Origin of the sequence: Parafannyhessea sp. LCP19S3_B1, assembly GCF_052121955.1 — a bacterium.
GTDB lineage: Bacteria > Actinomycetota > Coriobacteriia > Coriobacteriales > Atopobiaceae > Parafannyhessea.
Genome location: NZ_JBQKDH010000012.1, coordinates 79,345 through 100,362, shown reverse-complemented (window position 1 = coordinate 100,362; position 21,018 = coordinate 79,345). Strand labels below are relative to the sequence as shown.

At 66.3% G+C, this 21,018-nt stretch carries 23 protein-coding genes and 1 tRNA gene; 22 read left to right on the top strand and 2 right to left on the bottom strand.

The features are described 5' to 3' along the window. Position 1 precedes the first annotated feature (1 nt). The 17 genes from ACTQWE_RS08090 to ACTQWE_RS08010 all read left to right on the top strand — a co-directional run bounded on the left by ACTQWE_RS08090 (position 2) and on the right by ACTQWE_RS08010 (position 16,500). Positions 2 to 1,012 (top strand): TatD family hydrolase, encoded by a 1,011-nt coding sequence (locus ACTQWE_RS08090; protein ID WP_441856928.1) that lies wholly within the window; start codon positions 2 to 4, stop codon positions 1,010 to 1,012. A 69-nt stretch (positions 1,013 to 1,081) separates the two neighbouring features. Then, the gene (locus tag ACTQWE_RS08085; RefSeq protein ID WP_441856929.1) at positions 1,082 to 1,819 is read left to right on the top strand and encodes a ComF family protein; all 738 of its coding nucleotides are present in this window, start codon (positions 1,082 to 1,084) and stop codon (positions 1,817 to 1,819) included. Positions 1,820 to 2,138: 319 nt separating this feature from the next. Beyond that, on the top strand, positions 2,139 to 3,137 hold the full coding sequence (locus ACTQWE_RS08080) for a substrate-binding periplasmic protein (RefSeq protein WP_441856930.1): 999 nt from the start codon (positions 2,139 to 2,141) through the stop codon (positions 3,135 to 3,137). 129 nt (positions 3,138 to 3,266) lie between these two features. Further along, on the top strand, positions 3,267 to 3,851 hold the full coding sequence (gene hpf / locus ACTQWE_RS08075) for a ribosome hibernation-promoting factor, HPF/YfiA family (RefSeq protein ID WP_170103156.1): 585 nt from the start codon (positions 3,267 to 3,269) through the stop codon (positions 3,849 to 3,851). A gap of 15 nt (positions 3,852 to 3,866) precedes the next feature. Further along, on the top strand, positions 3,867 to 4,892 hold the full coding sequence (locus ACTQWE_RS08070; RefSeq protein ID WP_441856931.1) for a DegV family protein: 1,026 nt from the start codon (positions 3,867 to 3,869) through the stop codon (positions 4,890 to 4,892). A 28-nt stretch (positions 4,893 to 4,920) separates the two neighbouring features. Beyond that, a complete protein-coding gene (locus ACTQWE_RS08065; protein ID WP_441856932.1) occupies positions 4,921 to 5,991 on the top strand; it encodes an NAD(P)-dependent oxidoreductase in 1,071 nt (356 codons plus the stop codon). A 1-nt stretch (position 5,992) separates the two neighbouring features. Beyond that, positions 5,993 to 6,469, top strand: coding sequence for a hypothetical protein (locus ACTQWE_RS08060; protein WP_441856933.1), 477 nt, complete (start codon positions 5,993 to 5,995; stop codon positions 6,467 to 6,469). 3 nt (positions 6,470 to 6,472) lie between these two features. After that, a complete protein-coding gene (locus ACTQWE_RS08055) occupies positions 6,473 to 7,249 on the top strand; it encodes an NYN domain-containing protein (RefSeq protein WP_170103159.1) in 777 nt (258 codons plus the stop codon). A gap of 20 nt (positions 7,250 to 7,269) precedes the next feature. Continuing rightward, a complete protein-coding gene (locus ACTQWE_RS08050; RefSeq protein ID WP_441856934.1) occupies positions 7,270 to 7,848 on the top strand; it encodes a hypothetical protein in 579 nt (192 codons plus the stop codon). 226 nt (positions 7,849 to 8,074) lie between these two features. Then, the gene (locus tag ACTQWE_RS08045) at positions 8,075 to 9,001 is read left to right on the top strand and encodes a hypothetical protein (protein ID WP_441856935.1); all 927 of its coding nucleotides are present in this window, start codon (positions 8,075 to 8,077) and stop codon (positions 8,999 to 9,001) included. A gap of 163 nt (positions 9,002 to 9,164) precedes the next feature. After that, positions 9,165 to 10,355 (top strand): purine-nucleoside phosphorylase, encoded by a 1,191-nt coding sequence (locus ACTQWE_RS08040; protein WP_441856936.1) that lies wholly within the window; start codon positions 9,165 to 9,167, stop codon positions 10,353 to 10,355. A 419-nt stretch (positions 10,356 to 10,774) separates the two neighbouring features. After that, positions 10,775 to 10,850: transfer RNA gene (locus ACTQWE_RS08035), tRNA-Thr, on the top strand. Between the two features lie 219 nt (positions 10,851 to 11,069). Continuing rightward, positions 11,070 to 11,843 carry a hypothetical protein gene (locus ACTQWE_RS08030; protein WP_441856937.1) on the top strand — a complete coding sequence of 258 codons (774 nt, stop codon included), beginning with the start codon at positions 11,070 to 11,072 and terminating at the stop codon, positions 11,841 to 11,843. A gap of 345 nt (positions 11,844 to 12,188) precedes the next feature. After that, positions 12,189 to 12,950 carry a DeoR/GlpR family DNA-binding transcription regulator gene (locus ACTQWE_RS08025; RefSeq protein WP_441856938.1) on the top strand — a complete coding sequence of 254 codons (762 nt, stop codon included), beginning with the start codon at positions 12,189 to 12,191 and terminating at the stop codon, positions 12,948 to 12,950. After that, positions 12,947 to 13,852 (top strand): 1-phosphofructokinase, encoded by a 906-nt coding sequence (pfkB, locus tag ACTQWE_RS08020; protein ID WP_441856939.1) that lies wholly within the window; start codon positions 12,947 to 12,949, stop codon positions 13,850 to 13,852. Before ACTQWE_RS08025 ends, pfkB begins: the two co-directional genes overlap by 4 nt. Positions 13,853 to 13,955: 103 nt before the next feature. Then, positions 13,956 to 15,917, top strand: coding sequence for a PTS fructose transporter subunit IIABC (locus ACTQWE_RS08015; RefSeq protein WP_441921568.1), 1,962 nt, complete (start codon positions 13,956 to 13,958; stop codon positions 15,915 to 15,917). Positions 15,918 to 16,098: 181 nt separating this feature from the next. Further along, positions 16,099 to 16,500 (top strand): acylphosphatase, encoded by a 402-nt coding sequence (locus ACTQWE_RS08010; protein WP_441921566.1) that lies wholly within the window; start codon positions 16,099 to 16,101, stop codon positions 16,498 to 16,500. A 38-nt stretch (positions 16,501 to 16,538) separates the two neighbouring features. Here ACTQWE_RS08010 and ACTQWE_RS08005 read toward each other — a convergent pair whose 3' ends face one another. Both ACTQWE_RS08005 and ACTQWE_RS08000 read right to left on the bottom strand, forming a co-directional pair. Next, positions 16,539 to 17,108 carry a metallophosphoesterase family protein gene (locus tag ACTQWE_RS08005; protein WP_441921564.1) on the bottom strand — a complete coding sequence of 190 codons (570 nt, stop codon included), beginning with the start codon at positions 17,106 to 17,108 and terminating at the stop codon, positions 16,539 to 16,541. Between the two features lie 30 nt (positions 17,109 to 17,138). After that, on the bottom strand, positions 17,139 to 17,462 hold the full coding sequence (locus ACTQWE_RS08000; protein ID WP_441921562.1) for a DUF1294 domain-containing protein: 324 nt from the start codon (positions 17,460 to 17,462) through the stop codon (positions 17,139 to 17,141). 293 nt (positions 17,463 to 17,755) lie between these two features. On the opposite strand from ACTQWE_RS08000, the gene ACTQWE_RS07995 reads away from it, so the two are divergent. From ACTQWE_RS07995 to ACTQWE_RS07975, 5 genes are all read left to right on the top strand, one after another. Next, on the top strand, positions 17,756 to 18,163 hold the full coding sequence (locus ACTQWE_RS07995) for a pyridoxamine 5'-phosphate oxidase family protein (RefSeq protein WP_441921560.1): 408 nt from the start codon (positions 17,756 to 17,758) through the stop codon (positions 18,161 to 18,163). Positions 18,164 to 18,219: 56 nt separating this feature from the next. Further along, positions 18,220 to 18,594 carry a hypothetical protein gene (locus tag ACTQWE_RS07990; RefSeq protein WP_441921558.1) on the top strand — a complete coding sequence of 125 codons (375 nt, stop codon included), beginning with the start codon at positions 18,220 to 18,222 and terminating at the stop codon, positions 18,592 to 18,594. 247 nt (positions 18,595 to 18,841) lie between these two features. Continuing rightward, the gene (locus ACTQWE_RS07985; protein ID WP_173455528.1) at positions 18,842 to 19,219 is read left to right on the top strand and encodes a GntR family transcriptional regulator; all 378 of its coding nucleotides are present in this window, start codon (positions 18,842 to 18,844) and stop codon (positions 19,217 to 19,219) included. After that, positions 19,216 to 20,214: an ABC transporter ATP-binding protein gene (locus ACTQWE_RS07980; RefSeq protein ID WP_441921555.1), complete on the top strand. Its 999-nt coding sequence runs from the start codon at positions 19,216 to 19,218 to the stop codon at positions 20,212 to 20,214. The genes ACTQWE_RS07985 and ACTQWE_RS07980 overlap by 4 nt, the downstream gene beginning before the upstream one ends. Further along, entirely contained in the window at positions 20,214 to 20,939 is a 726-nt protein-coding gene (locus tag ACTQWE_RS07975; protein ID WP_441921553.1) for an ABC-2 transporter permease, read from the top strand. Before ACTQWE_RS07980 ends, ACTQWE_RS07975 begins: the two co-directional genes overlap by 1 nt. The last annotated feature ends 79 nt before the right edge of the window (positions 20,940 to 21,018 follow it).

The following is a 21,018-nucleotide window of genomic DNA, read 5'->3' as shown; positions in this document are numbered from 1 at the left end:
CGTGTCGCAGGAGATGCTTGGCATGGACGCCCTCACGCTCGAGGACGGGGAACTCTTCCACGACCGGAAGGGCCGCGCGAAGCCGCTGCCCGCGCCGCTCGCCCCCATCGCGGACAGCCACGGCCATCTGACGAGCTTCCGCAAGCACGACGCCTCCATCTCCATCTGCCGAGCCGCGCTGGCGGGCGTTCGCCTGCTGGTGGTGCCCGTCGACCCCGTGGACGAGGTGCCGCGGAAGTTCTCCACGGCACAGGCGCTGCTCTCGTGGCTGGACGAGCAGGTGGGGCGTGCGGCCGAGCGCCTGGACGAGTGCGCCGAGCACGGTCTCGTGCCGCCGGATTTTTCCGGGCGGGATATTCCCGACCTCGTGGACAACGTGCGCATCGTCGCGGGGGCGCACCCCTACGGCGCGGCGGAGCTCACGGACGATGCCCTGGCCAGGCTCGACGTTCTTCTCGACAGCCCGCGCTGCGTGGGCGTGGGCGAGATAGGCCTCGACTTCGGCCCGTACAACGAGCTTCCCGCGGACGTGCAGGAGGCGGCGTTCAGGGCGCAGCTGCGCATTGCGCACGAGCGGGACCTGCCCGTAGAGCTGCACATTCGCGACAACCCGGACGACCCCGGCGCCCAGGCTCACGTGCTGGCCGCGCGGGTGCTGAGGGAGGAGGGCGTGCCCGGGCGCGGGTGCGACCTGCACTGCTTCACGCAGGGCCCCGACGTGATGGCCCCGTTCGTCGAGCTGGGCTGCGACGTGGCGTTTGGCGGCGCGATGACGTTCAACCGCTCGGACGACATTCGCGAGGCGGCGGCGCTGTGCCCGGAGGAGCAGCTCCTGTGCGAGACGGACGCCCCGTACATGGCGCCCGTGCCGCTGCGCGGCGAGGAGTGCGAGCCGGCGATGGTCGCGTTCACGCTTGCGAGGCTGGCGGAGGTGCGCGAGGCCGGTGGGCACGCTCGGCAGTCCACGTACGACGCCTGCTGGAGAAACGCGTGCGCGCTCTTCTCGCTGTAGCGCCGGCGTGGTAGTATGACGCAAAACCGACGACCCCCCGCGCGCAAGCGTTGGGGGGGGGTCGTGTGCATGTGGGGCGTGACTGGCGGCGCGATACGGGACCTTGCGGGCGGGATGGCGGAGCTTTTGTGGCCGACGCGCTGCGTGGGCTGCGACATGCCGGGGGAGCTTCTGTGCGCGGACTGTCGCTCCGCGCTGCCGTGGATAGACCAGCGCTGGGCGTGCCCGGTGTGCGGAGCCCCGTTTGGCTGGCTCACGTGCACGGAGTGCTCGCGCGACTGGGAGCTGGCCGGCACCGTGTGCTGCCTGCCGTTTGCGGGGCTCGCGGCGCGCATGATCACCTGCTACAAGGACGAGGGCGAGAAGCGCATGGCGCCGGTGATAGCGGCGGCCATGCTGACCTCGCTCGAAGAGGCGTCGTCGTGGCCGGGCGCGGACGGAGGCCCCCGCTTCGACGAGCGCGCCCTCGACGGCGTGTGCTTCGTGCCCGCGACGGCCGAGGCATACGCCAGGCGCGGGTTTGACCACATGGAGCGGGTGGCGGCTCTTCTCGCCCGCGGGACGGGGCTGCCGCTTGCGGACGTGCTGGCGAGGCGCTCGGCCCGCGACCAGCGCGAGCTGGGCCGCGACGAGCGCGCCGCGAACCTCGCGGGAACGGTCGGCGTGGTGGAGGACGTGCGGGGCCTGCGGCTGCTTCTGGTGGACGACGTGATCACGACCGGGGCGACGGTGCGCGAGGCGGCGCGTGCCCTGCTGGCGCGCGGCGCGCTGGCCGTGAGTGCGTGCTCGCTCGCGCGCGTGTGGTGAGGGCGTGACGAAAGTGCTGGTATACTATGCGATTGTTCCATCCAGGTCTGTGGTTGCGGGGCAAAGCCCCTAGTCCATGGCAGACGAGGCCAAAGGGATCCACGTAAGCTCGGGCGTGCGCGGCCGAGCGAGCATGGCTCGTCCTAGAAGTCAGTCGCACCGCCCGTAATTCCTCGAGGCATCCGGCCTCCCGGGCGAGAGGGCCAACAGTGGGGGGCCGAGCAGCCCCGAAGCGACGGTCCCGGTGCGCGAGTGTGGGGTCAAATACCAGGTCAGCTGGGTGGGACACGTTTGAGGTCGCACGAGGAGAGGTCCTGGGATGAGCAAAGCCGTCCACCGCAACACCGTAGCCGCCGCGGCGGCGCTCGCAACCTGCGTCGCGCTGTCGGGCTGCTCGAGCCCCCTGTCCGCCGTCGCGGGGCCAAGGGCCAGCGTGGGCGAGGCGCTTGCCGCCAAGACCGCCGCGCTTTCGCCAAAGGTGACGTCGACCATAAGCAAGGGCGTGCTCACCGTGGGAATCGACACGCAGGACAGCATGGTGCCGCTGTACGTGGGCTCGAGCTCGGGCAGGGCGTACGGCATGGACGTGGACCTCGCGGGTGCGCTCGCGGACGAGCTTGGCCTGAAGGTGCGCTTCGTGAGCGTGGACGAGGCGAACCCTGGCCTGGGCACCACGTGCGACGTGCTGATGGGCGCCGTGGACGGCCAGGTGGGCGGAGCGACGGTCGTGGGCGACTACGCGGAGCAGGCCTCGGCGTTCTTCCACAAGGGCGACACGGGCGTCGCGAAGGTGGACGACCTCTCGTCCAAGTCCGTCGGCGTGCAGATGGGCTCCGTGTCGCAGACCGCGCTCTCCAAGACCGGCCTCGTGATGTCGGTCAAGACGTACGACAACCTGAACGCCGCGTTCGACGCGCTCGAGTCCGGAGGCGTGGACTACGTGCTGTGCGACGCGTACAGCGGCGCATACCTTTCCGCCCGCTACGACGAGGTGTGCCTCGCGGGCACGCTCGACGCGCCAAGGGCCCAGGGCATCGCGGTGTCCTCCCGGAACGCCGAGCTCGCGGATGCCGTGAAGGCCGTGTACGACGCGGTCGAGAAGAACGGTCTCATGGGGCTGGTGCGCAGGCGCTGGGTCGCGGGCATGGACGCGCTTTCGGCCTCGTCACAGGTGCAGGACGTTCCGGCGGGCGCGTCCGGTGCGGGCGCGACGGGCGCGGGAACCGCGACGGACGGCGACTCCGCCGGCGCGAGCCAGGCGTCGCTCGAAGGCGCGTCCGCGGGACACGAGGCCGGCTCGAACGCGGCCACGGTGTAGGGGCCGGGTGCGCGGGGCGGCCAATCCTACCGAATGTCGAATGCAAGGGGCTTTTGTCGGCACCATTGGGTATTAATAGGGTACGCAAGTGCTCCAAAAGGGCAGAAAACGCGATAGTGGGAGGCACTGATGGCTGATATCAAGATTTCCGGGCGCAAGGTCTCCGTGTCCGATTCCATGCGTGAGCACGTGAACAGCAAGGTCGGCGAAGCGCTCAAGGTGTTCGATATCAAGCCCATGAGCTGCGATGTCGTGCTGCGCGTCGACAAGAACCCGTCCAACCCCGATCGCAAGATGTGCGAGGTCACGGTATTCGTGCGCGACTACGTCGTGCGCGTGGAGGCAAGCAGCTCTGACATGTACGCCGCCATCGACGAGGCGGCCGAGAAGGTCACGCGCCAGCTGCGCAAGTACAAGACCCGCGTGATCGACAGGAAGCAGCGCGCCGCCGTCGCGGTCCCGGAGCACGTGGACGACCTCGCGGAGCTCATCGAGCCGACGGACGATGACGATGACGTGCTCGTGCGCGAGAAGTACGTCGAGCTGAAGCCGATGACCGAGGAGCAGGCGCTTGTGCAGACGGACCTGCTGGGTCACGACTTCTACGTGTTTGAAAATGCTGCGACCGGGCTGGTGAACGTCATCTACCACCGTCATAATGGTGGATACGGAATCATCAAACCGCGCCTCGAACCAGAGGACGACCAGGCTTAGCGAGGTAAGCAGCAGATGGGTCAGCAGGCACAAGCCATATCTGACGCTCCTGATGTTCCGGCCGGCGTGAAGAGCGCCGGCCGCGCCTATCATCAGAGGCGTAACGTCAAGATCATAGTGGACTCCACGGCGGACTTCGCGCCCGGCGTCGTGAAGCAGCTCGGCGTGGAGGTCATCCCGTTCACGTACGTGGGGCCTGACGGCGAGCACGTGGACGACATGTGGGCCGAAAGCGACCCGCACGAGTTCTACGAGAACATGCGCAAGCACCCGGACGTGCACTACACCACGGCGGCCGTCACGCCCGGCAGGTACTACGAGGTCTTCAAGCGCGCCGCGCAGGAGGGCATGCCCACGCTGTACATGGGCCTGACGGAGGGGCTCTCCTCCTCCATCAACTCCGCCCGCCAGGCAGCGGAGATGGTGCGCAAGGAGTACCCGGACTTCGAGATCTACGTGCTCGACAACAAGTGCGACTCCGCGGCCGGCGAGCTTCTGGCCATCGAGGTGGTGCGCCAGGCCTCCAACGGCCTTTCCGCTAAGGAGCTCTACGAGTGGGCGAGCGACGCGCGTTACTTCGTGCACGGCTACTTCACGCTCGACAGCTTCGACGCGCTGGCCGCAGGCGGCCGCATCCCGCCCGCCGCGGCGAACGTGGGCGGCAAGCTCGACATCAAGCCGGAGCTCTCGTACGACACGAACGGCGCCCTCACGCTACGCGGCATGTGCCGCGGCCGCAAGAAGGCCCTTCGCGCCATCCTGCAGGACTTCCGCGACAACTACGCCCACGACGCCACGCTGCCCCTGGCCATCGTGTCGACGGACGCGCAGAAGGACGCGGACTGGCTCGAGCGCGAGGTCCGCAAGGAGAAGGGCTGCGAGGACGTAGCGATCATCCACAGCAGAGTGTCGCCCATCCTGGGCTCGCACGTGGGCCCCGGCATGGTTGCGCTCGTGTTCTGGGGCACGGACCGCAGGGAGAAGATGTCGCTTACGGACCGCATCGCCCGCAAGGTGAAGAGGGGCGGCTCCGCCCAGTAGGCGGGACCGTACGCAAGAAGGGAACAGCATGGCACTCGTGCGCGTACGCAGGGTGGCGTTTGTGGGCTGCGGAATCATGGGCGCCCCAATCGCCTCCAGGATCATGGACGCCGGCTTCGACGTGACGGTCCACAACAGGACCAGGGAGAAGGCCGAGGGCCTCCTGCAGAAGGGGGCCCATTGGGCGGACAGCCCGGCCGCGGCCGCGCGCGACGCCGACGTGACGTTCACCATGGTGGGCTACCCCAGCGACGTGGAGGACGTCTACCTGGGGAAGGACGGCATCCTGGACGCGGCGCGCAAGGGCTCGTGGATGGTCGACCTCACCACGAGCTCGCCCACGCTCGCGCGCGAGCTGCACGACGCGGCGGCCGTGATGGACAAGCACGCCGTTGACTGCCCGGTGACGGGCGGGCAGCAGGGTGCCGAGGACGGTACCCTCACGCTCATGATGGGCGCCACGGAGGACGAGGCGAAGGTCCTTCTCCCCGTGCTGCGGGCGTTTGGCAAGGGCATCCACTTTCTGGGGCGCGCCGGCAACGGCCAGGCTTGCAAGCTGTGCAACCAGGTGGCGCTCGCCTCGTGCATGGTGGGCTACGCGGACGCGCTCGCGCTGGCGCGGGAGTCCGGGCTCGATCCCGACCAGGTGATCGACGTGCTCAGCGGCGGCATGGCGGATTCCGCGGCCCTGGAGCGCCTGGCGCCGAAGTCCGTGGTGGGCGACTTCGCCCCCGGCTTCCTGAGCGAGCACATGCGCAAGGACATCGCGCTGGCGCTGCGCCAGGCCGAGGACGTGGACGTGACGCTGCCTGGCGCGGACACCGCGTTCAACCTGTACGACGTGCTGTGCCAGATCGGCGGCTCCAAGCTGGGCACGCAGGCGCTGACGCTGCTGTACGAGGACGAGGCCACGGGCACGGCGGCCGGGCTTGACTGGTCGCTTCTGGACGCGGACCCGTACGCGGACCCGTCCGCGGCGGCCTCGCAGGGCGCGCAGGACGAGAAGGGCGCGCCTTCCGCGAAGGGCGCCGTTACCGGGGACGCGAAGGTCCGCCTGGTCAGCCGCACGCGCAGGGCGAGCCAGAACGGGGAGGCGTAGCTTGGGCGCTTTCGCGCTGGCGATAGTCGCCATCATGCTCATGCTGCTGGGCATCGTCATCGGCGCGCGCATCGGCAGCGAGCTCGCGCGCGGCTGCGTCACGAGACGCGAGTACTGGATGGCGAACCTCAAGATCGTGCTCGTGGGCGTGATCGCGTCCGCGCTCATCGGGTTCACGCGGCTCATCCTGCTGTCGGGCATCCCCATCGGCGCCATGGCGGGCGCCATCGCCACGCTGAAGATGGACTTTGGCGAGAGCGTGGGCCCGTGGAAGTTTCACGACAGGGTGCTTGGGGTAAATAAGGACCAGCTGCGCCGCGCGGAAGGCGGCAACGCGGAGGCCGTGCGTCGCGCACGTCGCGACGGAACCCCCATGCCAGAGGTCATCAGCGTGTCCCAAAAGGACGCGAAGGACCCCAAGGGCGCGTCTGGGGCGAAGGGCCCCCACCCTTCTCACAAGAGTTCGAAAGGCAAGTGATACATGAACGAATCCAGCCAGAGCTCCCTGGCGGTTCTCATCGACTACGAGAACCTCGCGCTGGGGACTGGCAAGCGCAAGAGGAACGGGCACCAGGAGCCCGGACCAAGGCCCGACGTCAAGCGCATCCTGGAGCGCCTGGTCGACAAGGGTCGCATCACGGCGAAGCGCGCGTACTGCGACTGGCAGCGCTTCGACGACGCCATCACGCCCCTGCACGAGCTGGGCATAGAGCTGATAGAGATCCCGGACCGGGCGTACACCGGCAAGAACTCCGCCGACATCAGGCTCTCGGTCGACGCGATGGAGATGTGCCTCACGAAGGACCACATCGACACGTTCGCCATCCTGTCCGGCGACTCGGACTTCTCGCCCCTGGTGACGAAGCTGAAGGAGTTTGGCAAGACGGTCATAGGCGTGGGCATGAAGCAGTCCACGAGCCCGCTTCTGGCGGAGGTCTGCGACGAGTTCCTGTTTTACGAGGACATCGTGCACGCAAGCGGCGTGCCGGACTTCCAGGCGAAGGTGTCGAAGGAGAAGCACCCCTGCTACCAGCTGCTGTTCGAGACGATCGACGCACTGCAGGCGGAAAGCGACAGCGCGATCCTGGCGTCGCGTCTGAAGGACACCATGAAGCGCAAGCGCCCGCAGTTCTCGGAGCGAAGCTACGGCTACCGCTCGTTCTCGACGCTGCTGCGCGAGGCGTCCAAGCTGGGCTTCATCGAGATTCATCAGGACAGCAAGAGCGGCACCGTCATGGTGGACGGTTTTCGCGAGTAGACGGGAAGGAAGCGGCCCAAATGGCAGAAGAAGCAAAGACGGCGGACGAGAAGAGCCTGGAGCTGCTGGTTGCGCAGCTCGGCGGGTCGCATCGCCGTGGCAGGCAGGAGGCGTCGCGCATCGTGGCGGCCATCGCGAAGACGAGCCCCGACGCCGTGCTGCCGTACGCGGACGACCTGGTGGACGCGCTCGACCGTCCGGAGGCCCAGACGCGCTGGCAGGTGCTCGAGGCGCTCACGGCGCTTTCTGCCGTGGACGCGCAGGCGGCCTCGGCCGCGCTCGACGGCGCCGAGGCGTCGCTGTTTGACGAGGACTCGCCCATCGTGCGACTGGCGGCGTTCAAGTTCCTGGCGGCGCTCGGCGCGCGCTCCAAGAGGCTATCCGCGTCCGTCTGGCCGCTTCTGGACGAGGCGGTGCAGTGCTACCACGGCGACCCGGAGTACCGCGACATGCTGGTGGCGCTGGCGGAGTTCGTGCGCGGCGACGTGTCCGACGAGGTGAGGGCTGCCCTCGTGGCGCGCGTGAGCTTCGACGCGAAGAACGGCCGCGACTACGTGAAGACCATGTCGCAGGAGATCATCGACGCCGCGAAGGAGTAGCGCTCACGAGGCCGCGCCCTTCTCGCCCGACGCCTCGCGCGCGTGGCAGGCCCGCCTTGTGCCACGCGCGGCGCGCCTTGCGTGGAGCTTGCGTTAAGCTTTCGCGCAGGCGTATGGGCAAAGTGCCCGCAAGGGCATCGCGTGGACGTGCGGGCGGCCGGTCGTGGTACAGTCTGAAGCGTATGTCGCAAGGAGCCGGCCCTGCCGGCCGAGCATGGAGGTTGAAATGACGGAGTCCACTTCCAAGGACAAGTCGCAAGAGAAGGACACGAAGGCCGAGAAGGGCGCCAAGGACGCGGCACCCAAGGCCAAGAAGCAGCTCCCGAAGTTCGTGGTGCCGCTGGTGTGCGCCGTGGTGGCGCTTGCCGTGGGCCTCTGCGCGGGCTACTTCGCGTTCGGCGGCGCGCAGGGCGGCGCGAGCGGGTCTCTTTCCGGCAAGACGACCGTAAAGAAGGCCGAGCTCGACTCCACGATCGCCACGTACACCTACGAGGGCAAGACGTACAAGGTCACGGCGCGCGACGTCATCAACAGCACGTCCTCGCTCAGCTCTCAGAAGCAGGACGACGGCACGTACAAGCTGCCATCCGTCGACGGCGTGCTCTCTTACGCGCGCTCCGCCATCATCCAGAAGGAGGCCGAGGCCAAGGGCATCAAGGTGAGCGATAAGGACATGAAGTCCTACGCGCAGTCCACCCTTGGATCGAGCGACTACTCGAGCATCGCCTCGAGCTACGGCATGAGCAAGTCCACCGTGAAGGCCCTCGTGAAGCAGTCCGCCGAGATGCAGAAGCTTCGCGACAAGGTCGTGAAGACGAAGGCGGGCACTGCCCCCACCGCGCCGACCGAGCCCTCCGACGGCAACACCCAGACCGCGAGCGCCGACTACGCCAAGTACATCATCAACCTCGCCGGCGACGAGTGGGATGCCCAGAAGGGCACGTGGAGCGGCAAGGGCGGCTCGTACGAGACCGCGCTGAAGAGCTACACGGTCACGGCCGACTCCGCGACGTACGAGGCCGCGCAGGCCGCGTACTACGTTGCCTACCAGGAGTACAGCCAGAAGCAGACCAAGGTGAGCGAGGAGTGGACCGAGTACGTGAACGGACTGCTCTGCAACGCCACGGTGAGCATCTCCAGCCTGATCGCCTAGCCCTTCTCGCCCCGCGCCAGGGGCGCGCGCAACGCGCGACAACGTAGCGTCACGAATGGCTCCCTCGAGCGCGACTGCGCCGGGGGAGCCAACTTGTGCCGCGTCCGCCCGCCGGCGTGGCATAATCAGGTGACGGATGTCTGACGCGCGTGGAGGAGGCTGCATGAGGGTCATCGTGAGCGAGTGCCTGCGCGGCACCGCATGCAGGTACGACGGGGGAGCGAAGCCGAACTCGGCCGTGGGGGAGCTGTGCTCCAAGGTGGACGTCGTGGGCGTCTGTCCCGAGACCGCGAGCCGGCTGCCGGTGCCGCGCCCTCCCGCGGAGCAGCGCGACGGCCGCGTGATGCTGAGGGACGGCACGGACGTGACGGAGGACTTCGAGCGGGGCGCGCGGATATCCTTCGCGAAGGCAAAGTCAAGCCGGGCGCCGCTTGCGGTTCTGAAGGCAAAGAGCCCCTCGTGTGGGGTCGGAGTCATCTACGATGGTACGTATTCGGGAAGTCTGACCGAGGGCGACGGCGTGTTTGCGCGCCTCCTCGAGGAAGAAGGTATCTGCGTGGTTACGGAAGACACTGTCGAGAGCTGCAAGCCGTCCGTCGAGCATCCCGTCGCCATCGTGCTGGGGTCGGGCCTTGGACACCTTGCGCAGCTGGTAAAGCCCGTCCGCCGCATCGACTACCACGACATCGACGGGTTCCCCCAGGAGGCCCGTCCCATTAGCGGCCACAAGTTCGAGGCCACCATCGGCACGATCGACGAGGTTCCCGTGGTCGTGTACCCCGGGCGCGTCCACCTGTACCAGGGTTACAGCGCGGCCGAGGTCACGTCCCTCGTGCGCCATGCCCACCACCTGGGCTGCCGCGACATCATCTTCGCGTGCGCGACGGGCTGCATCCCCGGCAACGCCCACAAGGGGCTGGGCATCCTGACGGACCAGATCAACCTGACGGGCAGGAACCCGCTTGCGGAGTGGGACCACGTGCGCGAGCTGGACACGCCGTTCGTTGGCATGACGGACGCCTACACGCCGTACCTGCGCACGCTTGCGCGCGGCGTGGCGGACGACGCCGGCATCACGGTGGAGGAGGGCGTGTACGCGGGCATGCTTGGCCCCACGTTCGAGACCCCGGCCGAGATAGCGATGCTCAAGGGTCTTGGCGTGAGCTACGTGGGCATGTCCACCGTGTGTGAGGTGATTATGGCACACGCGCTGGGCATGAACGTGCTTGGCCTGACGCTTGCGGCGAACGAGAGCGGCGACTCCTCCGTCACGCACCAGAGTGTGCTCGAGGAGGCCGAGCGCCACGCGGCAGACTTCGAGAGCCTGGTGCGCGGGGTGCTGCGCCTTCTGTAGCGCAGGCAGGCGGCGCCGCGGGCCGGACGCCTGGACCCGTGCCGCCTGAGCGTGGATGCCTGAGCCCGGGTGCCTCACTATCTGACACGAGTGCGTTCTGTCAGGTAGTGAGGCACTTTTGCGTGAAAATTGGTGCTTGTGGCCCTCCAACCTGCTCACTATCTGACACGAGTGCGATCTGTCAGGTAGTGAGGCCATGGGAGCCCTCACTTTCCGACAGAAGAGGGACCTGTCAGATAGTGAGGCCTAAAGAAGCATCACTAACTGACAGAAGCGCGATCTGTCAGTTAGTGAGGCAGACGTTGGTGGTGTTGGTGGTGTTGGTGGTTTTGTGCGCCCTGAGAATTGGCAAAACTCGCACTTGCATCATTTGGCAGCGTCCGTATAATTGATACTCGCTGCTAAGGCAGCCAGAGGTTGCCAGCTTAGCTCAGTTGGTAGAGCACCGCTCTCGTAAAGCGGGGGTCATCAGTTCGAGTCTGATAGCTGGCTCCATTGAATTCAAAGGCCGGGGGAGAAGATCCTCCGGCCTTTCTTGTACTTCTCGCCTGGGCGTTTGTTCTTGCGAACAGAAAGCCGCGTTCCCTTGACGCCTTAATCTGGACGCATGACCGTATGCCTCGAGACTTCGTCCCCTCAAAATCGATGCGTCAATCAACATGGGATCAATATGGCTCGCGTGAGGCGCGGGGGCGTGTGGAGGGGATGGCAATCATGGCAGAAAAGAGCCAGTCGAGGGCGAGGCTGTACGCGCTCTGCTTTCTGGTGGGAGGGGCGTACGGAATCATTGGCCAGCTTATAGGCATTGCGCTGGAACCCGTGGCGGGCCCGGCGTTCGCCGCCCCGTGCACCCTGCTCTGCCTGGGGGTCCTCGCGGTCATCCTGTACGTCCCCGGGATCCACCAGAGGGTCGCGGCCGTCAGCGGATTCGGCTCCATCCTTCCGTTCAACGGCTTTGCCTGCGGAATCGCAGACGCCTTCCAGGCCGGCCATGCAAACGGTGGCGGCTTTGCCGGCGGCATCAGGAGCGTTGGCGGCCTCTTTCTTCACGTAATCGTCCTCAGCTCCGTGGTGAACATGCTCGCGGGCGCCTTGGCCGCGTTCGTCACGCTGCCGACGCTGCCCGTGCCGCAGGCGCCCGCCATGCCCCTGGCGCTGCTTGCGGGCTTTGTCGTGGCGGGCCTCGTCTGCATCGCGTTTCAGGCCGTGACCGACGCCGGCGGCTTCCAGGTGCCAAACGTGCTGCTGGTGGGGCAGTCGCTCGGAGGCGTGCTCACGCTGTTTGGCGTCACGGACGTCCTTGCGGCGATCGGCGGGTACTCGTTCAAGATCTTGGTCATGGGTGCCGGCCAGGCCGTCATGGCCACGACGACGCTTGCCTTCGCGGGAAACGCCCTCATGCTGCTCGTCACCTGGGGAACGTTCTTCGCGCTTGCGCTGTTTGGCATCGTGGCGGCGGTGCTCAACCTCAGGCTTCGCGCAAGGTAGGCCGCGCGTCCCTCGTCCGCCGTGCCGCATTCGCTGCGTCCGGCGTGCCGTGCCCGCCTTCGTCGCCGCGCACCCCTCGTCCGCCGCTTCGCCGGGCGAGAAGTACCTCCATGCGTCGCGGGTGCCCTCTACTACGTTCGCCCCAGGCGCCTCAACAACAGGTAGGCTTCTCCCGAGGCCCGGTGTCTGCACGCAGGCATCGGGCCTCTCGCATGCGCGCCCTGACCGCTCGCGAGCGCCTGGTAACCGTTCAGTCAAAAACAATCATCGTAAATGACGGAAAATGATTGTAAATGACGGAAACCTGGTGCATACTGCTTGGTAGTGAAAGGGAGGTGCCAGTCGATGCTTGCCACGGAACGCCACGACCTCATACTGCGCCTCGTTGCGGAGCGGGGGAGCGTCACCACGCCCGAGCTCATGGCGGCGCTCGACGCGTCGGAGTCGACCGTCCGCCGCGACCTGGACGCGCTCAGCGGCCAGCGCAAGATCGTCCGCGTGCACGGCGGCGCCTGCGCGCCAAAGCGGCGCCTCGTGGTGCAGGATTCGCCCGTCGCCCAGAAGCGCGCCCAGAACCTGCCCGCGAAGGAGCGCATCGCCGCGTACGCGGCCGCCCTCGTGGGCCCGGACGACTTCGTGTACGTCGACGCCGGCTCGTCCACGATGCTTCTTGTTGAGCACCTGACCGAGACGCGCGCGACGTTCGTCACCAACTCGCTTCCGCATGCCCAGGCGCTGCTCGCAAAGGGTGCGAAGACCTACCTGCTTGGCGGGACGGTGAAGCCGGTCACGGAGGCCGTCGTGGGTCCGGACGCCATCGCGACCCTGGGGCGCATGCACTTTACCGTGGGGTTCTGGGGAACGAACGGCATCTCGCCCGACGCGGGCTTCACCACGCCGGAGCTCGAGGAGGCAAGGGTGAAGGAGGCCAGCCTGCGCCAGGCGCAAAGCGCGTACGTGCTGGCAGACGCAAGCAAGTTCGGCCAGGTCTCGCTCGTGACGTTTGCGCAGTTCGACCAGGCGACCGTCATCACGGACCACGTCGACGCAGATGGTATCTACGGCAAAGCCCCCAACATCGTGGACCTAGAGGAGGAGCACCAATGATCTACACCGTCACCTTCAACCCCTCGATCGACTATATCGTGAGGATGCCCCGGCTTGAGCCCGGCGCCATCAATCGCGTGACGTACGAGGACATCCTGCCGGGTGGCAAGGGCATCAATGTGAGCATCGTGCTCTCGAACCTCGGGCACGAGTCGTGCGCCCTCGGCTTCGTCGCGGGCTTCACCGGCGCAGAGATCGTCCGCCTCATGCAGACGTCCGGCGCCAAGAGCGACTTCATCCACGTCGCGGAGGGCATGTCCCGCATCAACATGAAGATCAAGGCCGCCGAGGAGACCGAGATCAACGGTATCGGCCCCAAGATCCTCGAGTCCGACATCGACGCGCTCTATGCCAGGCTCGACGCCCTGCAGCGGGGTGACACCCTCGTGATCGCGGGCTCCGTCCCCTCGATGCTCCCGTCAGACATGTACGAGCGCATTATGGACAGGCTCGACAGGCGCGGCATCGACATCGTGGTCGACGCTGAGCGCGACCTGCTCGTGAAGGTCCTGCGCTACCACCCGTTCCTCATCAAGCCCAACAACCACGAGCTGGGCGCCATCTTTGGCGTGGAGCTGTCCACGCGCGACGAGGTCGTGCCCTACGCGCGCAAACTACAGGAGAAGGGCGCGCGCAACGTGCTCGTGTCCATGGCGGGGGAGGGGGCGGTCCTCGTGCCCGAGTCCGGGGACGTCATCATGAGCGAGGCCCCCAAGGGCACGGTCGTCAACTCCGTGGGCGCGGGCGACTCCATGGTCGCCGGCTTCCTGGCAGGCTACCAGGAGAGCGACGGCGATTGCGCCACCGCGTTCAAGATGGGCGTCGCGACCGGCTCCGCGAGCGCCTTCTCGGCAAAGCTTGCGACGCGTCCCGAGGTGGAGGCGCTGCTCAAGACCCTCTAGCGTTTCTCGACCGCTTTCATTGGCATGGCACGCCGGTTCCACACGGGGGCCGGCTCCGTTGGGCGCACCGGGTGCGCCCGCACGTAAGAGAGGAGAGCCAGACGTGAAGATCACGGACCTGCTCAAACCCGAGGGAATCAAGGTGGGCGCCACGGCCAAGAGCCAGGACGATGCCATCGACCAGCTGATCGCCCTCCAGGACGCCTCGGGCAACATCGGCGACACCGTTGCGTACAAGAAGGCGATCCTGGCCCGAGAGGCGGAGTTCTCCACCGCCGTCGGCGACGGCATCGCGATTCCGCACGCCAAGACCTCGGCCGTCAAGCGGCCGGGACTCGCGGCCATGACCGTGCCGGGCGGCGTGGAGTGGAACGCCCCCGACGACGCGCCCGCGGACCTCATGTTCATGATCGCTGCGCCTGAGGGGCAGAACAACACCCACCTCGAGATGCTCGCCCAGCTGTCGAAGCTCCTCATGCACCAGGAGTTCGCGGACGCCCTGCGCGCCGCCAAGACGCCGGAGGAGTTCTGCTCCGTCATCGACCGCGCCGAGACGGAGCGCGAGGCCGCCGACGCCGCGAAGGCGGCGCCCGAGGCGGTCGCGGCCGCCGGCTACCCCGAGGTCCTCGCGATCACGGCCTGCCCCACCGGCATCGCGCACACCTACATGGCGGCCGAGAACCTGGAGAAGAAGGCCAAGGAGATGGGCGTCACGCTCAAGGCCGAGACCCAGGGCTCCGCGGGAGCGAAGAACGTCCTGACCGCGGACGAGATCGCCCACGCCAAGGGCATCATCATCGCGGCCGACAAGAACGTCGACCGCGCGCGCTTCGGTGGCAAGCAGGTGCTCTCCACCAACGTCTCCGCGGGCATCAACGAGCCCCAGAAGCTCATCCAGACCATCCTCGACGGCAAGGCGCCCGTCCAGGAGGGCACCACGGTCACGGCAGCAGAGACCGCGGGCGAGAAGGACTCCGCCTGGCACGTGATATACAAGCACCTCATGAACGGCGTCAGCCACATGCTGCCCTTCGTGATCGGCGGCGGCATCCTCACGGCGATCGCGTTTCTCGTCGACCAGCCGGGCCTCGGCACGGCGGCCTACGGCTCCTCGATTCCCGCGGCGGCCTTCTTCAAGACCATCGGCGGCGAGGCCTTTGGCATGATGCTCCCGATCCTGGCGGGCTTCATCGCCATGTCCATCGCGGACCGACCCGGCCTCGCACCCGGCTTCGTAGGCGGCCTGTTCGCCAAGACCGGCTACAGCCTCACCTACCTCACGCTCATGAACTCCGATGCCAAGGCGGCTGCCGCGTCCTGCGTCTCCGGCGGCTTCATCGCGGCGCTGTTCGCAGGCTTCGCGGCAGGCTACATGGTCCTCGGGATCGAGAAGCTCTGCGACCACATGCCCGATTCCCTCGAGGGCATCAAGCCCATGCTCATCTACCCGCTTCTGGGCACCCTCGCCATCGGAGCCGTCATGTTCGTGCTCAACCCGCTGTTCGGCGCCATCAACACCGCGCTCAACAACGGCCTCAACAGCATGGGCACCACAAACGTCATCCTGCTCGGCGCCATCGTCGGCGGCATGATGTCCATCGACATGGGCGGCCCGTTCAACAAGGCGGCCTACGTCTTCGGCACCGGCGCCCTCACCGCCGGCACCACCTCCGGCCAGCTCGTCATGGCCTCCGTCATGGTCGGCGGCATGGTGCCGCCCCTGGCCATCGCCCTCTCCACCACGCTCTTCAAGGGCAAGTGGTCCAAGGCCGATCGCGACGCCGGCATCGTGAACTACATCATGGGTCTGTCGTTCATCACGGAGGGCGCCATCCCCTTCGCCGCAGCCGACCCCGGCCACGTCCTTCCGTCCTGCATCATCGGCTCCGCGCTCGCCGGCGCGCTCTCCGCGGCGTTCGGCTGCACCAGCCCCGCCCCGCACGGCGGTGCCTGGGTCATCGCCGTCATCGGCAACCCCGTCGGTTACCTCGCGGCGCTCGCCATCGGCTCCGTCGTGGCATGCCTGATCCTCTCGCTTTGGAAGAAGCCGTACCAGGAGGCCTAGCCTCCCGCGCGGCATAGCGTCCCCAAGGGGCGGCGGCCATCGTGGCCGTCGCCCCTTTGCATGGCCGCGTGCCACCGTTCCCCGCTCAACCGCGTCAATCACCATGCCATGGGGAATACTCTCCCCAAGGCCAACGCGCGTCGTTGGCGTGCACCGAAAACGTAAGCCGGAAGGGGGAGGCATGGGGCTTCGCTGGCCGTGGAGGCGCAAGGCAGCGGCGTCCGCTCCAGACGAGATGGCCGCCGCGGCGCACGCCGGCACACTCGCCCAGGACATCGCGCGTGCGGAAGGGGGCGCTCCCCAACGGCTTCGCCTGCGCTACGCGGGCAAGGTCCAGGCCGTGGGCTTCCGCTTCCAGGCGCAGCTGCTTGCCAAGAGCGCGGGCTGCGTCGGCTGGGTCCAGAACCTCGACGACGGAGACGTGCTCGTCGAGGTCCAGGGCACGCCCTCCCAGCTCGAGGCGTTCCGGCGCGGCATCCAGGACCTCTCAAACAGCCCGGATACCTGGATCTCCTGCCGCCTCGCTTCGCAAGTCGCGGTGCCGCTCGCGCAGGGCGAGAAGGACTTTCGCGTGAGGTATTAGGGCACGGCCCTAGGCCAAGCCCCCTGCCGGCGGAAAGGCTACAGCTCGTGCCTTTCGACGCGCACGTCCGGCCCGTCAATCTCCATCGTCATGAACGTGCAGCGCCCGGAGCCCGGCTTCGGCATCAGCGTGCCGGGGTTCACCACAAGAGCCTCCGAGGGTCCTCCCGCATCCACCTGCCAGCGGTGCGAGTGCCCATAGATCACGACGTCCGCGTCAAGCGCCGCCGCGCGTTGCCGCAGCCGCACCAGGCGAGGCGCGCGGTACGTGTGCCCGTGCGTCATCATGATGCGATGCTCAATGCCGTCACCGCGTGCCGAAGCCCCCTCGTGATAGGCACGTGCCTGCACGTTTGCGATGCCGTCCGCGGCAACGTCAATCACAAGCTCGTCCGCCGGATGCGTGGGTTTGAGCGCGGCATCGTTGTTGCCATGGACAAGGTGGATGGGTTCGGGCAGGTTCAGTTCGTCGATGGCCGCCATCGGCATCTGAAGGTCGCCCGCAATCAGGATGGCATCCACGGGGCCATCGGCCCGTGCGGCCACCACCGCGTCCTGAAAGTGGCCGATCCTTGCGTGTATGTCAGAGCAAACCATGAGCCGGACCATGCGACCTCCAACCTCCAAGCCCAAGCGTGGCTACAGTGTAGTTGCGAAGAATGCCGCGGATGTAGCAGATTCCTGCATCAACCAAGCCAGGAGCGCGGCCTGAACAACGAGCATGGCAGGAACTCCCAGATAGAACAGGGGCTTACGGGTCTTGTGGTGCGCAACCCTCATACCCAGAAGACCTCCCGCCGCGCCGCCTATGGCCGAGCAGCCAAGCAAAACCTTCTCGGGTATGCGCCAGGCGCCCCTGACCGCTCTCGCCTTGTCCAGGCAGAAGAGCGCAAAGGTGACGACGTTGATCGCGGCAAGATATGCTAGCAGGGCGTTCGAGCCCCATGCGGTAAGTGTGTCCATGCGCAAGATTGTATCGTTACTCGTGATGCGGCCATCGGTGGATAAGTTGGCGTTCGTTCCTCTGTCTAGGTGCCCGGTTCCCTTGATTTCTTTTGTAACTTTTGGCATTTTTGGTATTTTTGGCACTGCGTTTTCGCAGGTAGATACGCAATTTTTTCATACTACGAGCAGGCTGTGGCACGTTGACGGCCCATATCGGCCGCTCGTGAGGCTGGCATGCCCTCTGGGGAAACGACGCGCGGTCTTTTGGGGTAAGAGGAGAAGTACTGACGTCCCGAGGATTGGAGCCCACCATGGCAGACATCAACGATGTGTTCAAGTTCTTCAAGAGCGAGTCCCCCACGTACTTCCTTGCAACGGACGACGGCGGCCAGCCGCGCGTTCGCCCGTTCGGCACGGTCGACCTCTTCGAGGGTAGGCTGTACATCCAGACCGGAAAGAAGAAGGACGTCTACCGGCAGCTTCTCGCCAACCCCAAGGCGGAGATCTGCGGTGTGAGCGGTGGGGACTGGTGGCGCGTCTCGGGCGAGCTTGTGCCGGACGACCGCGTAGAGGCAAAGCGTCACATGCTGGACGCATACCCGGCGCTCCGCAAGATGTATGACGAGAACGACGACAACACCATCGTGCTGTACTTCAAGAACGCGACGGCGCGCTTCTGCTCCATGTCCGGAAAGCCCGCGGCGACCGTGGAGCTCTAGCGGCTTCGGGTGGGGCCGGTCATGCCTGCCCCGGGACGTTTGCGTGAGGAGGAAGCATGAGCCCTAAAGGTCCGGACCCAATGGAGGCGCTTGTTGGACTGGCGCTTCGCGTGCTGGTAGCGGCTGTGGTACTGGGCGTGGCGTTCCAGGTATGCGAAGCAATGGGTCCCATCGCCCGGGCGATTGCGTGCGCGTGCGGCGTAGTGGTCATGGTGTCGCTCCCGCTCATGACCGCGCGCACGCTCCTCGGCCCCAACGTGCGACTCGACGGCCGTGCGCGAACGTCGCTGGCGGTGCTGTTCGTGACGCTCGCGGTTCCCCTCGTGGCGCTTGGCATGGGAGGCAACCTGAACGGAGGCAGCGCGGCGGTCATGGTGCTTGTGCCCGAGGTGGCGTTTCTCGCCTCGCTCGGAAGGCGTCCTGGCGCGTAGCTCGCTTGCTTGTACAGCAGCGGTATCAATTTACATGCTATGCAAACGAAAGAACCGATCTATCTGATGCTCCGGGGCTACAAGAGCGTGGCGCTCGTTGGGTGCGACGTGCTACGGTCATGGCTTCCCTATTGACAATAGCGTATATATACGATATATACAGTATACCCGCCAGAGCAGTGTTTGCGACCCTGTGGTGCCGCGTGGGAGCTTGGGCGGAAGTTTTCGTGAAAGAGGGGAGGCGCGCGTGCAGATTGTCATATCGAACTCTTCGGACAAGCCGATCTACGAGCAGGTGGCGTCGCAAGTTCGCTCACTCATCATGTCTGGTGAGCTTGTGGCCGGCCAACAGCTGCCGTCAATCCGCGCACTGGCGGCGGAGCTGCGTATAAGCGCAATCACCACAAAGCGTGCGTATGCGGACCTTGAAGCCCAGGGGTTCATCTGTACCGTGCCCGGCAAGGGGAGTTACGTGGCGGGGGACAACCTTGAGCTGCTGCGCGAGGAGCGCCTGCGGCAGGTCGAGGCGTCGCTTGCGAAGGCCGTGGAGGACGCACGTCTGGCAGGCATCGGGAAGGAAGAGCTGCACGAGATGCTCGACCTCGAGCTGGAGGAGGAACGATGAGCGCGGTAACGAAGGAGTGCGAGGCGACCATGGGGCGTCCGTATCGCACCATGGAACCTTCCGGCGAACCCACCGCGTTGGAGCTGCGCCACGTTGCAAAAAGCCTTGGCGACTTTGCCGTGCGGGACGTCTGTCTCTCGGTTCCCTGCGGCTCGGTCGTTGGGCTCGTGGGAAGAAACGGTGCCGGCAAGACGACGCTTATGCGCCTGGCACTTGGCACGGCGAGGCCTGACAAGGGCTCTGTTGCGCTGTTTGGACAAGACGTCACCGCAGCCGGGCAGGAGGCGCACGCTCGGGCGCGCATGCGCACGGCCACGGTCTCGTCCGTATGCCCGTATCCCGGCTACCTTACGATTGGCGAGGTCGCGACCGTGTACGCGCTTTCGTACCCGACGTTCGACCACGCTGCGTTCGAGGCCCTTCTCGACCGTATGGGCATCATGCATCAGCCCGAGGGCGCGCACCGACCGGTCTCGGCGGGGTTGCGCGTGAGCGACCTCTCGCGCGGGCAGGGCATGAAACTGCAGCTTGCGGCATGTCTTGCCACGGGCGCGGACCTGCTGGTACTGGACGAGCCCACGGCTGGCCTTGACCCCATCGTTCGCGACGAGCTGCTGCAGATGCTGCGCGAGCACATGGCCGCGCATCCGGATTGCTCCGTGTTGGTGTCGTCTCACATTACGGGCGATTTGGATCGCCTGGCAGATTACATCGTGATTGTGGACGAGGGGCAGGTTGTCCTTTCGGCCGAGAAGGACGAGCTTACCGAGATGATGGGCGTAGCGCGGCTGCTGCCCGCCCAACTGGAGCGCGTGCTGGACGAGGGAATTGTGCCGCGTGGGGAACTGCGCGTGCGCGAAGACGGACTTGCCGGTACGAGCGAGGTGCTGGTGCCCGACCGTGCTGCGTTCGTGCGCGCGTATCCCGACATGGTGTGCGACCGTGCTGCGATAGAGGACGTGATGCGGCTGGTCGTCCTGGGAAGGAGCCTGTGATGAGCAAGGCGTATCTGTACTGCGACTGGTGCTACATGAGGTCAAACCTTCGTGCCAGCCTCAAATCTATGCTGCTGGTAATGCTGATTGTGTCGGTACCGGTGGTCCTGGGATCTTCAGACGGTGTTCGTAACCTTGATGCCACCATGCTCGTGAACATGTTCGCGTGCATGGCGCCGGGAATTCTGGCCGTAAGCGGTATGACGGGGCTCTTCTACGCGGATGAGGCCAGCGGTTGGCAAGAGGCTCGGCTGTGCCTGCCCGCAACGCGGGCGCAACTGGTGGGTTCGCGCTTTCTGCTGGTTGCGGTACTGGTGCCGGCGGCCACTCTTGCTGGCGCACTCGTAGGCGTGGCGGTTACGGCCCTCACGCGCCTTGCGCCACAGGCGTTTGGCACGTGGCGCCTTAGCTCGGACCTTGTGGTGGGCGTGTGCCTTGATGCGATGGTCATGCTTGTGGTAACGGGCTTCCAGATGGCAGTCTACTTCGCCATGGGTGCGCGCCATGGCCGTGTGATAGGGTTTGTGCCTGCGCTTATGGTGGTTATCGCGCTGGTGGGGCTTGCGGGTTCCGGCGTTGCCATGATGGATGCGAGCGGTGGCCCTGTCATGCCCAGCCCATTTGCCACGGCGCTGTTTGTACTAGCGTGGCTTGCGGGGAGCGTTGGTGCGTACCTGCTGGCGCTTGTGGTGGCACGTCGCGCGTTCGCCCGTCGCGAACTGTAGATGGCTCCGGCTGTGGCTGACATTACCCCGCGCGCATACGAGAAAGGCGGGCCCCGTACTGGGGCCCACCAGAGGCGAT

Bases quoted from the DNA above. Each gene is read 5' to 3' on its own strand.
- ACTQWE_RS07995 (WP_441921560.1), top strand. From the start codon at position 17,756: ATGGCAGACATCAACGATGTGTTCAAGTTCTTCAAGAGCGAGTCCCCC.
- ACTQWE_RS08010 (WP_441921566.1), top strand. From the start codon at position 16,099: ATGGGGCTTCGCTGGCCGTGGAGGCGCAAGGCAGCGGCGTCCGCTCCA.
- ACTQWE_RS08085 (WP_441856929.1), top strand. From the start codon at position 1,082: ATGTGGGGCGTGACTGGCGGCGCGATACGGGACCTTGCGGGCGGGATG.
- pfkB (WP_441856939.1), top strand. From the start codon at position 12,947: ATGATCTACACCGTCACCTTCAACCCCTCGATCGACTATATCGTGAGG.
- ACTQWE_RS08050 (WP_441856934.1), top strand. From the start codon at position 7,270: ATGGCAGAAGAAGCAAAGACGGCGGACGAGAAGAGCCTGGAGCTGCTG.
- ACTQWE_RS07990 (WP_441921558.1), top strand. From the start codon at position 18,220: ATGAGCCCTAAAGGTCCGGACCCAATGGAGGCGCTTGTTGGACTGGCG.
- ACTQWE_RS08070 (WP_441856931.1), top strand. From the start codon at position 3,867: ATGGGTCAGCAGGCACAAGCCATATCTGACGCTCCTGATGTTCCGGCC.
- ACTQWE_RS08000 (WP_441921562.1), bottom strand. From the start codon at position 17,462: ATGGACACACTTACCGCATGGGGCTCGAACGCCCTGCTAGCATATCTT.
- ACTQWE_RS08030 (WP_441856937.1), top strand. From the start codon at position 11,070: ATGGCAGAAAAGAGCCAGTCGAGGGCGAGGCTGTACGCGCTCTGCTTT.
- ACTQWE_RS07975 (WP_441921553.1), top strand. From the start codon at position 20,214: ATGAGCAAGGCGTATCTGTACTGCGACTGGTGCTACATGAGGTCAAAC.
- ACTQWE_RS08055 (WP_170103159.1), top strand. From the start codon at position 6,473: ATGAACGAATCCAGCCAGAGCTCCCTGGCGGTTCTCATCGACTACGAG.
- ACTQWE_RS08065 (WP_441856932.1), top strand. From the start codon at position 4,921: ATGGCACTCGTGCGCGTACGCAGGGTGGCGTTTGTGGGCTGCGGAATC.
- ACTQWE_RS07980 (WP_441921555.1), top strand. From the start codon at position 19,216: ATGAGCGCGGTAACGAAGGAGTGCGAGGCGACCATGGGGCGTCCGTAT.
- ACTQWE_RS08005 (WP_441921564.1), bottom strand. From the start codon at position 17,108: ATGGTCCGGCTCATGGTTTGCTCTGACATACACGCAAGGATCGGCCAC.
- ACTQWE_RS08080 (WP_441856930.1), top strand. From the start codon at position 2,139: ATGAGCAAAGCCGTCCACCGCAACACCGTAGCCGCCGCGGCGGCGCTC.
- ACTQWE_RS08045 (WP_441856935.1), top strand. From the start codon at position 8,075: ATGACGGAGTCCACTTCCAAGGACAAGTCGCAAGAGAAGGACACGAAG.
- ACTQWE_RS08025 (WP_441856938.1), top strand. From the start codon at position 12,189: ATGCTTGCCACGGAACGCCACGACCTCATACTGCGCCTCGTTGCGGAG.
- hpf (WP_170103156.1), top strand. From the start codon at position 3,267: ATGGCTGATATCAAGATTTCCGGGCGCAAGGTCTCCGTGTCCGATTCC.
- ACTQWE_RS08040 (WP_441856936.1), top strand. From the start codon at position 9,165: ATGAGGGTCATCGTGAGCGAGTGCCTGCGCGGCACCGCATGCAGGTAC.